Consider the following 12151-nt stretch of genomic DNA (forward strand, 5'->3'; position numbering starts at 1 on the left):
CGGTCTTTTAGAACAGCATAAGCAACCTTAACTTCTAACTTCATATCCTTGTAGCGATCGCTCTCAAACAAAAGTTTTGGAAGTTTATAGTAACGTTCTGACGTCTGGTAGTGATTTGCGGTAATACGTTTCATGATTGTCCCTCCAACACTAATAGAGCAACATTTCCTATGTCATCAAACTGGATTAAGCCAGACTGTTCCATCTCAGTAATTAACTGAGTTGCTATTTCAATATTAATTCCCATGATAGCCATGAGATGGCACATCACAATTTGTCGTGATGACTGTTCTTCCTTTTGCATCATTACCTCCTGAAAATAAAAAAGCGAGAACACCTATTAAAATGTTCTCGTTTACTTTGATATATCTAATCTTTGTGTCTTCCACAGACAGGCGAGATAAAAACGCTAACTTCTATCTCTTTTTTTGGGACTTTTTTTAGACCTCCAAGACCATCTGGAACAAACACAAAATGCTTAAAAAACTGCTTAAAATCAAGGATTCTCAGCATTCCTTCTTTTGTAGTTTCACTACAGCCTCTGTCCTTGCTGTATGGGGAAACATATCCACACTTTGAATATACTCAACATCATAAACTTTCGTCAACTGCACCAAATCACGCGCCAAGGTTGAAACGTTACAAGAGACATAAACCATTTTTTTCGGTTGGTATTTGACAATGGTTTTCAGGAGTGCTTCATCTAAACCAGTCCGCGGTGGGTCCACAACAAGGGCATCTGCTCGATAGCCGTCTTGATACCATTTGGGAATGATTTCTTCTGCTTTTCCTGCTTCGTAGTGAGTGTTGTCAAATCCCATGCGGCGCGCATTTTCTTTCGCATCTTCAATAGCTTCTGGGATAATATCCATACCGCGCACGCTTTTCACTTTATCTGCAAATGCAAAACCAATCGTTCCAACACCACAGTATGCATCAATCAAATGATCTTCAGGCGTCACATCAAGAGCCTTGACAGCCTCTCCATAAAGAACTTCCGTCTGCTCTGGATTCAATTGATAAAAAGCTCTTGGAGATAGCTGGAAACCATAATTAAGAACTTCTTCTTCAATGGTGTCCTGACCCCAAAGTATTTCGGTGTCTTGACCATAAATCTCACTGGATTTTGAGGTATTAAGATTAAAGGCGACTGTTTTTATCTGAGGATACACAGCAATCAACTCTTTAATGAGAGCAGTTAAATTAACCCACTTGCTAGCAATGAAGATGATTTGAATCTGATCAGTAGCTTCTGCCTTACGAACCATGACTGTCCGAATCCCCTGAATTTTGCGCTCATTGTAGATAGGCACTTTGTATTTATCCAAAAGATTGGTAATCTTGTTAATGATTGCCTGTGTCAGCTGATCCTGCACCAAACAGTCTTCCAGAGAAACAAGTCGATGGCTACCTTCTGCATAGAGTCCTGCCTTGACAGAACCGCCAAAAGAGCGGGTTTGAAACTGCAATTTAGCACGATAATGTTGCGGTTTATCCATACCCAAGGTCGGACGTATCTCATAGTTTTCATATCCTGTTGGTTTAAACTTCTTAAGAGCTTGTTTGAGTAAATCTACTTTGAAATCAAGTTGCTTGTCATAGCGCAAATGCATGATTTGACAACCCCCACAAGCTTCATAGATGGGGCATTGGGGAACAACTCGGAACTTGGATTTTTTATTAATGTCTAACAACTTTGCTTCGACAAAATTACGTTTAACAGAAGTCACCTGACAAAAGACTTCCTCGCCTTTTAAGGCTCCACGTACAAAGACCAGAGTTTTCTTATAAAAGCCAATCCCTTCGCCATTGATCCCCATACGCTTGATTTTCAATGGAATCCGCTGTTTAACTTGTAGAGTGCTCACAATGAAATACAACTCCTTTCTCCTTGAGTTTCTTAATTGTTGTTGGGCCAATTTTAGGGATTTCTTTAAATTCGGCTTCCGACCATTCTTCAATATCTGAAACGTATCGAATACCAAAACTGGTCAAGGTATTTAATTGAGCACTACTAAACACTCCCAACTCTTCAATAAATGGCGGCTCTTCTATCTCTAGTAATTGCTGAATAACAGCCATAATGTAATGACTAGAAGGAACTAAGATAGCCAAAAATGAGCTTAAGGAAACATAGACAGCTGTCATGCTATTAACTTGATATGAGTCTATAACACTAGCTTCCATGATGTCTTCCAAAGGCATAGTCGGGCGGTTACAAAATTGAAATAAACCATCCACTTGGTATAGCCACTTATCCAGTATATCTCTGGCAGATTCTTCCTGACCAGCCAAGATACAGGAAACTATATAAGGAATAGCCATCATCAAATCTCCTTGATGATAGTCCTTGCTGAAATAAAAAGCGTTCAATTCCTCATGCCTTGACATCAACACATACGACGCCATAATTTCATAACGTGTCCCTAAACCATCTGTTTCCTCTACCTGATAGATTTCAAGGAAATGGTCTAGAGCTTTTTGATAAAGACCATTTTGTTTGTAGGCTGTCGCTAGTGCCATCTTATTTGACAGATATGGGCGCTCGTCCAAATTGACCCAGCCAACTGGTGATGAAGCCAACCAAGCATCGTGCCCTGCAGCTTCTATCCCCTCTAGGTCCTTTAAGAGGCGAACATTCTCGCGCGCTGCCTCTGCTTCTTCTAGTTCTTCTTCAAATTCCTGTCCAAAGGCTAAATCATCATAAAGTTCATCTAACTCTTCGTCAGAAAAGTCCGCCAACTCCTTTTTTAGAATCTCTTCAAAATCCTTTTCAGCTAGATAGTCACTAAAATCAACTATATTATCTTTCTTTTTATCGACCATATCAGCTACTCACTTTCAACTTACTTTTGCTTCCATTGTACCATTTTTGGTATAATAAAATCATGACAAATCCTGAACTTTCTCCAAAGATAAGTGAAATGCCTACAAAATTACACCTGTACTTAAGAAACAAAATGCTATATGATGTTTCATCTCACTCTGGAGCACTGGTTCTAAAAGTTGGTAACGATTTCTTTCTGAAAGTTGATGCACCTGGAAAACTTGCCAAAGAAGCAAAATTAACTCACTATTTTTTCACACATGATATGGGAGTTGAGGTGATTGATTATATCAGTACCGACAAAGACTATCTCCTGACAAAGGCCGCAATGGGTTCTGATGCAACATCTTTTTTGGATCAGCCAGAATCAGTCTGTATGATTTTAGGAAAAACATTACGTGATCTTCATCAACTAAGACCAAAGGGTTTCCCACAAGACCGTCTTCTTGATGCTTATCGTCAGACAAGCAAAATCAACTATCAAAAAGGTGTTTTCTATCAAAAAGCACTCCTTCCGCACTTTAATATCTCAGGTAAAGATGAAGCCATTTATTTAGTACAAGACCAAGGACATCTGTTAGAAACAAATGCCTTCATACATGGTGATGCTTGCCTCCCTAACATTATTTTAAAAGACAGCCAAACTTTCTCAACCTTCATAGATTGGGGACTTTCTGGCTATAGTGAAAAGCATGTCGATATCTTTTGGGCTATTTGGTCCATTCATTATAATTTAGCTGATGACAAATACATCGATGTTTTTCTAGACAGCTATTCACGAGAAGAAATTGACTGGGATAAATTAAAAATCGTTGCCGCCCATGAAGCCTTTGGAGACTAAGCATGAAAATCACCAAAATCGAAAAGAAAAAGCGCCTCTATCTGTTAGAACTGGATGAGACAGAGAAGCTCTATATTACGGAAGATACAATCGTTCGCTTTATGTTGAGTAAAGGTATGACGATTTCAGAGAAAGAACTTGACGAAATTCGTCAGTTTGCCCAATTTTCTTATGGGAAAAATCTGGCTCTTTATTTCATATCGTTCAAACAAAGAACGGAAAAAGAAGTTAGGGATTATCTCTATAAACATGAGATTGAGTCGACTATCATTCCCAAAGTCATTGATAATCTAAAAGCTGATAAATGGATTAACGATAGGCAGTTTGTAATTTCAACAGTTGAGCAAAATCTATCAAGTGGTGATAAGGGATCTTTTGTTATCAAGCAGAAGCTCATGCAAAAGGGCATCTCTAGTAGCACCATTGATAGCGTTTTAGCCGACTATGACCTTACCGAGGTTGCCGAGCGCATCGCGCAGAAACTTTTACGCAAGTATGATGGCAAACTAGCTTTTAAAGCCCTAAAAGACAAACTCAGCCAAAGTCTCACTAACAAAGGATTTTCCTACCAAGAAGCTAAACTCGCCATTGAAACGCTAGATTTAGAGAAGGATGAGGAAACTGAGGAAGAGCTTATCTACCAAGAGTTGGAAAAACAATACCGAAAATATAGCCGAAAATATGAGGGCTATGATCTAAAACAACGGCTAACACAGGCACTCGCTAGAAAAGGATACGATTTTGATGCCATTCGGTCCGCTTTAAGAGACTATTTGTAGTCACTTCTCGTCTCAAAGTGATTTTTTCTGAAAATTATGATAAACTATTAAGGACAAAGAAATTGTAGAAAGATGATTGCCATGAAATTACCAAAAGAAGGCGACTTTATTACAATTCAAAGTTATAAACATGATGGTAGTTTGCACCGCACTTGGCGTGATACTATGGTACTCAAAACAACGGAAAATGCCATTATTGGGGTAAATGATCACACGCTCGTGACAGAGCACGATGGTCGTCGTTGGGTTACTCGCGAACCTGCTATTGTCTATTTCCACAAAAAGTATTGGTTCAATATCATTGCAATGATTCGAGATAATGGCATTTCTTATTATTGCAATCTTGCCAGTCCTTACGTTCTAGACCAGGAAGCTCTCAAATACATTGACTATGATTTAGATGTCAAAGTCTTTGCTGACGGAGAAAAAAAACTTCTGGATGTAGATGAATATGAGATTCATAAGCGAGAAATGCAGTATTCGTCTGATATTGATTTCATTCTAAAAAAGAATGTTAGAATTTTAGTGGATTGGATTAATAACCATAAAGGACCATTTTCACAGTCTTACGTTAATATCTGGTACAAACGCTATCTTGAGCTGAAGAAGCGTTAAAGTTGTCCTTAGGAGCTGGAGAAAGGTCTTCAGCTCCTTCGCTTTTGCTTTTAGACCACGATCAAACAAATCCAACTGCTTAGAAAGGAAGGATACCAGATGGCTTTTGAAAAATCAACCGCTCGTTACGCGAGCTTCGGTGTTGCCACCAGTTTACCCAGCGAACTAATTGATACCTTTTGGGATATCTTAGACAACTATTTAAAGTCCGTAGTTCCTTTAGATAGTGTTCTGACCTTTAAACTTAAAAAATCTAACAAAGGCATGACCTATGAATACCATGATGCTAAACGAAAACTAATGATTGCTTTTGATTACAAGTATCAATTTGATCCCTTTTTTCCTAAAAAACTCTATATTGTGGATAATAATGGCCAGCAAACTATCCTGCTGGCCCATGAACTTAATCACTTATAGTGCATACAAACCAACAGGTTGTAGACAGTGAGCTTTAGCCTGGTTCATTATCTTCAAAAAAAGAAAAACTCTTAGCAAAGTCACTAAATTGACCTTGCTAAGAGTTTGTTTTATTCACACTGAACGTTTACAGTTTCTATTTTGCTATCATTTAAAGGGGTGTCTGGATGCTGAAAAATGGATTAATCGTTACGCCCCAAAATACGCAAAAGATTTAGGAACAAGTTAATGAAGTCCAAATATAGGCTAAGCGCCATTGAGATAGCCCAACCATTTTGAACATTACCGCCTGTTTGCTGATAAACGCGTTTAATCATTTGATTATCGTAAGCAATCAAACCAGAGAAAATCAAAACAGAAACAACACTGATCAAGAAACTCATCGTTCCACTACCGATGAATAGGTTAACCAGACTAGCAATAATAATACCAATCAAAGCTGCCACAAGGGCTTTGGCCATGCCTGACAAATCCTTTTTTATCGTTGCGCCAATGGCTGCCATAACAAAAAATACCAAGGCTGAGCTCACAAAAGCTTGAACAACTGTCGTTTGAGTATATTGAGCAACAATAAAACTAAGTGTAAAGCCATTCAAGGCTGAATAGGTTAAAAAGAGTGGTAAAGCAGCTGGTGTATTTTTTCGGGCTGCAGTTGATGCCAAGAAAACTAAGGCTAATTCTGCAAAGAAAGCACCATAGTATACCCATGAATACTGCGTCATAATCGTGACGAGATTAGCTTGAAATGGGTAAAGCATGAGCCAAGAAACAAAGGCTGAAAGCCCAATACCAATACCAACAAGACTATAGATTTTCGTAAAGAAGGCTGATAAGCCACTCTGCGATTCTGTGTAAATGAGATTATCATTCATAACTAAAACTTCCTTTTCTAATTAGCGATTGTGACTGCCCAAAAATTTACGGCTATAACGGATAGGCTTTCCAAAAGTACGGCGCATAGGGATAGTAGCTTCCTTAATAGCCCAGTACTTATCAACCATAGTCACAATATAAGATTCCTTATAACGTGGAAAGGCGATAGTAGCTCCCCACATATGCTTGAGGATAATATCCTCTTCTTTTTTATTTAGCGGCGTTAATTTTCTGGCATTACGAACGGCAATACGAGGATGAATCCAGGCATGGCTTTTTTTGAATTTAGTCACGCGCCAATCATAATAAAAGAAATCATGGAGAAGACCACCACGTGCCGTTGAATCTTTATCCCAACCAAGCTTTCGAGCAATTTTATAACTGGTATAAGCAACATTAATCGAATGTTCCATACGCGTGGAATGGTGATGTTGAACGATACCATCAAGTTTTTGGAAGCGTGGGTGGCTAATCAAATGCCCAACCAGTTCCATGAATTCAGCATCATTTTCATATTTTTTCATCGGAATCACCTCCTTAGGCTATTATTATACCATATTGCCTTAAAGCAAGCTAAAAATCACTATTCCTGCTGCTACTGCCACATTAAGACTTTCCGCCTGACCTGGCATATTAATATGAATCAAATGATCAGCGATAAGACTTGTCTGCGAACTAATTCCCTGCCCCTCATTTCCCATCACCAAGGCAAATTTGTCGAAAGGTTTTAAATCCTGATAATCAACTGACTTATCTGACAAAGTTGTCGCTAGAATGGGCAAATCAGCCGCCTTCATTTCATTGAAAACATCAGCCAAAGCAGAACGAAAGACAGGTAAATGAAAATGACTGCCCTGCATCGAACGAAGCGTTTTAGGATTATACAAGTCAGCCGATTTATCTGACAAAATCACGCCATCCAAACCAGCAGCATCTGCTGTTCGAACCATTGTCCCTAAATTTCCAGGATCTTGGACATCCTCTAAAACAAGATAACGTCCAGCCTTGAAATCTGGCAAGCTCACTTGATCCAAAATGACTTCTGCAACAATCCCTTGTGGCGTTGGTGCATCAGAAATCTCTTTCAAAACATCACTTGAAACCAAAACCAATTCAGAGCGCGGGGCTACCTTATCTGCTAAATCTTCCAAAACAAAAATATGTCGGAATGAAACGCCCATTTTTTGAGCTTCTTCAAAGAGATGCCAACCCTCAATAAGATAAGAATCCTGACGGTGTTTTTTCTGTAACAGTTTTTTAGTCTTTTTAATGAGATTATTGGATTTTGAGGTTATAATAGTAGTCATAGAAGTATTATATCACAGACTAAAAGAGCAAATGGAGGAAAAACCATGAAAAAAGTACGAATGATTGTTTCTGGTCGTGTTCAAGGCGTTGGCTTTCGCTACTCAACTTATGCCTTAGCCAAAGAAATAGGAGATATTCGAGGACGCGTTTGGAATAACGACGATGGAACGGTTGAAATTCTTGCACAATCCGATGATTCAACCAAGATGGCTAAATTTATCCAAGAAATCCGCAAAGGGCCTTCTCGGATGAGTCGTGTCACCTATGTCGATGTACAGATGGGACAATTCCAAGACTACACAGACTTCAGAATGGCTAATTAAAATTAGGACTTCAGAAGTATTGAGAAAATCCTAAAAAAACTGTAAAATAGGTAGGTATTACAAAATTAAAGGATATAAACTGTGAAAAAATCAACTAAAAAATTAATTCTCTCAGGAATGGCAGTATCGATGCTCTTCTTTCTATCTGGCTGCGTACGGACAGTTAATGGCAAACCAGCTGGTTTTATCTGGGATACAATTGGTAAACCCATGGAAAAAGTCATCCAATACTTTGCCAATGATTTAGGACTTGGCTTTGGTCTTGGTATCATTGCTGTTACGATTATTGTTCGGTTGTTAATTTTACCACTTGGGCTATACCAATCGCAAAAAGCAGCTTATCAATCAGAAAAGATGGCCTTCTTAAAACCGTATCTTGGTCCTATTCAAGAGCGTATGAAATCAGCCACAACACAGGAAGAAAAATTAGCGGCTCAAGCTGATTTTATGGCTGCTCAACGGCAGTATGGTGTCAGCATGTTTGGTGGGATCGGATGTTTACCACTCCTCATCCAAATGCCATTTTTCTCAGCCCTATACTTTGCAGCGCGCTACACAAATGGTATTCAAGGCTCTCGTTTCCTATGGTTCTCTTTGGATAAGCCTGACTTGCTTCTCACAGCCATCATCGTAGCTCTCTATTTCTTCCAATCTTGGTTATCCATGGCAACTGTTCCAGAAGAGCAACGAGCACAGATGAAGACAGCGATGTATTCAATGCCTCTTATGATGGCCTTCTTTGGATTTTCATCACCAGCAGGGGTAACTCTATATTGGTTCGTTGGGGGTTTCTTCGCCATTGCTCAGCAATTGATCACCACTTACATCATCAAGCCTCGTTTGCGTAAAAAAGTAGAGGAAGAGTTTGCCAAGAACCCTCCCAAAGCGTTTAAGTCAACTTCGACAAGTCGTAAGGATGTGACACCAGCAGCTAAACCAGCACAAGGTGCTATCCAAACAAAATCAAAACGCAATGCTGGAAAACAACGCAAACGTTAACCCGTATAAAAGAGGCTTTAATATGCTCAGCCTCCCAGATTAAAGGCAATCATCAGTTTTGATGGTTGTCTTTTTTATATATTAGGATTTTAATGATTACAAACAAAGCCGTAAAAAGGCAACACTATTTTGCACAACTTTTATAAAAGCAATCATCAGCCCAACGCTGACCAACGCGAACATAAGTCAAATCCGTTACAATCGCTTCAAGTGGGCTTACATGATTGAATTGTCTAGCTAAGAGATTTGGGAATAGGGCTTCATTTTTTCCTTTAGAATGCGCTTTGATATCACCTTTTCTATTCGTAGGGGTACGATTCTGCTCTTCTTTTCATTGACAGTTTCAATTTCTAGTGTCAGACTTAAAACAGTCTATCCCTAGACGGTTTTAATCCGCTGCCTCACGATACTCAGGCATGGAGGCGATATTGGGTTCTCCGACAGCAGGTGCTCACGGACGGCTTCCACCTCAGATGTGTGACATACCCATCGTACGACAAAAAAGAACTGACATTTGTTCAGTATGTCAATTCTTTTTGATCATTATTTGTTACCTTCTGTTTTTTCAACACTGATGATTTCAACTTGGTAACTTCCTGCTGGTGAGTCAATAGCGACCTTGTCACCTTTATTTTTTCCAATAAGTGCTTGACCAATTGGACTGTCATTTGATATTTTCCCTGAGAAAATATCAGCACCAGCTGAACCAACAATGTGATAAGTGTCTTTATCTGTTGTTCCAACTTCTTGAACAACTACCGTCTTACCAATAGCCACTTCGTCTTTATCAACAGCATCGCTATCAATAATCTCAGCATTACGAATTTGGTTTTCTAAGGTTGAAATTTCACCTTCGACAAAGGCCTGTTCGTCTTTAGCGGCATCATACTCAGAGTTCTCTGAAAGGTCACCATAGGAACGAGCAATTTTGATCCGTTCGACAACTTCTGGACGGCGAACTAATTTCAATTCTTCTAATTCTTTTTCAAGCTTTTCTTTTTCAGTCTGGGTCATTGGAAATGTTTTTTCTGACATGTTTTTATCTCTTTTCTATTCTTTTTATTAAATGAATATGATGTGGTAAAACCACATCATATTAGTTTACTCATTGGAATTATTTCTATTATCTAAATGCGCATTAACGTATTTAGAAACATTAGCTTCATGAGTGGCATAATCCTCTGCATAATAAACCTCACCAGTTGTGACATCGGCCACAAAGTAGAGATTATTGCTATCAGCAGGATTTACAGTAGCTTCAATCGCAGATAATCCCGGACTATCCACAGGTCCCGGCATCAAGCCAGGATTTTCATAGATATTATACGGAGAATTGATCTTGGTGTCAATAGTAGCATCTTCGCGAAGGGTTGTTTCCTGACCAAGTTTGCCCATGGCATACAAGATCGCAATATTACTTTGTAACGGCATCTGAGCATTCAAACGGTTATAAAAAACACTAGCAATCTGGCGACGATCATCGTCCGTTGACCCTTCTTTTTCAACCAAGGAAGCTAGAGTCAAAATGTCATTAACGGTTTGACCTTTTGCAGCAATCTGGTCATAGTAAGGTGCTAAATTAGTATGCATTGTTGCCAACATTTGATCAACAATCTCTTCAAGTGTCGATCCTTCATAATAATTATAGGTTGCTGGGAACAAGTAGCCTTCCAATTGGTACCTTGCTTTATCTGCAGAAGGGATGTCTTTCAAGAGTTCTGGGTACTTCTTAACCATTTTATCAATGAAGTCCTTGTTCTTCATTAAATCTAGGAAATCTTTTTCAGAATAAGGTGTCTTGCTTACTTTTTTGGTATTGACGTTAGTAGTCACAGCTTTGGCGATTTGGTCAATTGTGAAACCTTCTGTCACCAATATTTTTCCAGAAACAGGTTCTTGAGGTTCTGACGTTCCTCCTTCTTTCAAGACATCAATAATCTCCTGAACAGTCATATTTTTTTGAAGATTGTAGTAGCCGCTTTGAAGTTCGGAAACATTTTTAAAGCGCGTATAGTAGTTGAAAATAGAAGCATTTTTTACTAAACCATTTTCTTCTAAGATTTGACCAATTAATTTATTACCAGATCCTTCGGGAATTTGAACAGTGACAAATTTTTTAGAATCTGAATCAACAGCCCCAAGTGAACTGGAGACGTAACGATAGCCTAAAAATGCTGTTAGTAGGGCAACAACTAGGATAATAGTCACTAGAATACCAGTAATCTTAGCAGCAATCTTATGATTTTTCTTTTTTCTATTCATCGGTGATTGTTTTACCTCAGTAATGGATTCTTTTGCTTCGATTTCAGCAACAACAGCTTCATTGTGTTCTCCTAAACGTTCACTAACGTTTTTTTCAGTCGCTGTTTTAGAAGTCGTTGTTGCCTCCTCAGCCTTATGATCTGCCCTTGATGGAACAGCAGAAGGTAATAAGGAATCACTAGTAGAGCTAGTCTCTTGTATCGTTTCCGAAGCTGTTTGTGATGGGGTTGATAGAGAAGCCGATACAACTTCTGTTATCATCATTTCTGAAGATGAAAGACTATCACTTGGTGATCTTTGAATCTTTGTCGGATAATCAAGGGAATCAACTAAGTGACGATGATTAGTCATCTTCGTTTCTTCAGCACTTGTAGCTGAAGCTTGACCATCTTCGCCTAGACGATAGTCTCGACTCTCGGAAGATAAAGGCATTTGAGAGGGTATTTCTGACGATTCAAGAGGCGATTTAATAGCTTCTTGAACCAAAAGCTCCTGCTCAATTGCCCTTTGTTGCACACGCTCTTGATTCTGACTGTCTATTTCTTGTTCACTTTGAACACAGGCTAATTCTGATTGACGAGCTGTTTCGGCTACTTGGCGAGCCTGAGTTTCTTGCTGATGCTCCTTGGCTAAGAGGGCTTCCTCTCGCTCTTTTTGACGTCTAGCCATTTTTACTTGACGTTCTTCTTCTGCTCTTCGCTTAGCTTCTTCTTCTTGAAGTTGACGTTTACGATTAGCTTCTTCTTTTAATTCTCGCAAAATGCGTTCTTTAAAATTTTCTGAACCAGCAGAGGAAGAGTTGTCATCATCTTTAAAATCAGTCAAAGCTGATCCTCCTATATAATAATCAATCGCCATTATATCTTAAAAACCTTGGAAAAGCAATGATTATAAAGGGTTGTCACCT

General features: G+C 38.9%; 15 protein-coding genes and 1 pseudogene. 6 read left to right on the forward strand and 10 right to left on the reverse strand.

Going from position 1 to position 12151, the window contains the following annotated elements:
• The 4 genes from ABP870_RS02095 to ABP870_RS02110 form a co-directional block, all read right to left on the reverse strand.
• Nucleotides 1-134 (reverse strand): replication initiator protein A (locus tag ABP870_RS02095; RefSeq protein WP_350013836.1); only part of this gene is annotated, 134 nt, incomplete at its 3' end.
• A complete protein-coding gene (locus ABP870_RS02100) occupies nucleotides 131-304 on the reverse strand; it encodes a hypothetical protein (RefSeq protein WP_350013849.1) in 174 nt (57 codons plus the stop codon). The genes ABP870_RS02100 and ABP870_RS02095, both read right to left, overlap by 4 nt.
• 202 nt (nucleotides 305-506) lie before the next feature.
• Nucleotides 507-1820: a 23S rRNA (uracil(1939)-C(5))-methyltransferase RlmD gene (gene rlmD, locus ABP870_RS02105; protein WP_350014002.1), complete on the reverse strand. Its 1314-nt coding sequence runs from the start codon at nucleotides 1818-1820 to the stop codon at nucleotides 507-509.
• Between the two features lie 28 nt (nucleotides 1821-1848).
• On the reverse strand, nucleotides 1849-2826 hold the full coding sequence (locus ABP870_RS02110; protein ID WP_350013850.1) for a hypothetical protein: 978 nt from the start codon (nucleotides 2824-2826) through the stop codon (nucleotides 1849-1851).
• A gap of 62 nt (nucleotides 2827-2888) precedes the next feature.
• Here ABP870_RS02110 and ABP870_RS02115 point away from each other — a divergent pair, with 62 nt between their 5' ends.
• From ABP870_RS02115 to ABP870_RS02130, 4 genes are all read left to right on the forward strand, one after another.
• Entirely contained in the window at nucleotides 2889-3668 is a 780-nt protein-coding gene (locus tag ABP870_RS02115) for a phosphotransferase (protein WP_350013851.1), read from the forward strand.
• Nucleotides 3669-3670: 2 nt separating this feature from the next.
• Nucleotides 3671-4447 carry a recombination regulator RecX gene (gene recX / locus ABP870_RS02120; protein WP_350013852.1) on the forward strand — a complete coding sequence of 259 codons (777 nt, stop codon included), beginning with the start codon at nucleotides 3671-3673 and terminating at the stop codon, nucleotides 4445-4447.
• A gap of 81 nt (nucleotides 4448-4528) precedes the next feature.
• Entirely contained in the window at nucleotides 4529-5062 is a 534-nt protein-coding gene (ntdP, locus tag ABP870_RS02125; protein WP_062712559.1) for a nucleoside tri-diphosphate phosphatase, read from the forward strand.
• Between the two features lie 99 nt (nucleotides 5063-5161).
• Entirely contained in the window at nucleotides 5162-5479 is a 318-nt protein-coding gene (locus ABP870_RS02130) for a DUF960 domain-containing protein (RefSeq protein ID WP_350013853.1), read from the forward strand.
• A 182-nt stretch (nucleotides 5480-5661) separates the two neighbouring features.
• Here ABP870_RS02130 and ABP870_RS02135 read toward each other — a convergent pair whose 3' ends face one another.
• From ABP870_RS02135 to ABP870_RS02145, 3 genes are read right to left on the reverse strand one after another with little or no spacing between them, the layout of a single operon-like run.
• Nucleotides 5662-6351 (reverse strand): Bax inhibitor-1/YccA family protein, encoded by a 690-nt coding sequence (locus tag ABP870_RS02135; protein WP_350013854.1) that lies wholly within the window; start codon nucleotides 6349-6351, stop codon nucleotides 5662-5664.
• Between the two features lie 21 nt (nucleotides 6352-6372).
• Nucleotides 6373-6876 (reverse strand): HD domain-containing protein, encoded by a 504-nt coding sequence (locus tag ABP870_RS02140; protein WP_350013855.1) that lies wholly within the window; start codon nucleotides 6874-6876, stop codon nucleotides 6373-6375.
• A gap of 39 nt (nucleotides 6877-6915) precedes the next feature.
• Entirely contained in the window at nucleotides 6916-7659 is a 744-nt protein-coding gene (locus tag ABP870_RS02145; protein WP_350013856.1) for a TrmH family RNA methyltransferase, read from the reverse strand.
• A gap of 45 nt (nucleotides 7660-7704) precedes the next feature.
• Here ABP870_RS02145 and ABP870_RS02150 point away from each other — a divergent pair, with 45 nt between their 5' ends.
• On the forward strand, nucleotides 7705-7983 hold the full coding sequence (locus ABP870_RS02150) for an acylphosphatase (protein ID WP_350013857.1): 279 nt from the start codon (nucleotides 7705-7707) through the stop codon (nucleotides 7981-7983).
• An 81-nt stretch (nucleotides 7984-8064) separates the two neighbouring features.
• Nucleotides 8065-8982, forward strand: a complete 918-nt coding sequence (gene yidC, locus ABP870_RS02155; protein WP_350013858.1) for a membrane protein insertase YidC — start codon at nucleotides 8065-8067, stop codon at nucleotides 8980-8982.
• Between the two features lie 148 nt (nucleotides 8983-9130).
• On the opposite strand, the pseudogene ABP870_RS02160 reads toward yidC, so the two are convergent.
• From ABP870_RS02160 to mltG, 3 genes and pseudogenes are all read right to left on the reverse strand, one after another.
• Nucleotides 9131-9268, reverse strand: a pseudogene (locus ABP870_RS02160) (IS3 family transposase); the annotation flags it as partial.
• 257 nt (nucleotides 9269-9525) lie between these two features.
• Nucleotides 9526-10017: a transcription elongation factor GreA gene (greA, locus tag ABP870_RS02165; protein ID WP_350013859.1), complete on the reverse strand. Its 492-nt coding sequence runs from the start codon at nucleotides 10015-10017 to the stop codon at nucleotides 9526-9528.
• A gap of 66 nt (nucleotides 10018-10083) precedes the next feature.
• Nucleotides 10084-12069 (reverse strand): endolytic transglycosylase MltG, encoded by a 1986-nt coding sequence (gene mltG, locus ABP870_RS02170; protein ID WP_350013860.1) that lies wholly within the window; start codon nucleotides 12067-12069, stop codon nucleotides 10084-10086.
• Nucleotides 12070-12151 lie beyond the last annotated feature (82 nt).

Source organism: Streptococcus jiangjianxini (assembly GCF_040225085.1).
Taxonomy (GTDB): Bacteria; Bacillota; Bacilli; order Lactobacillales; family Streptococcaceae; genus Streptococcus; species Streptococcus jiangjianxini.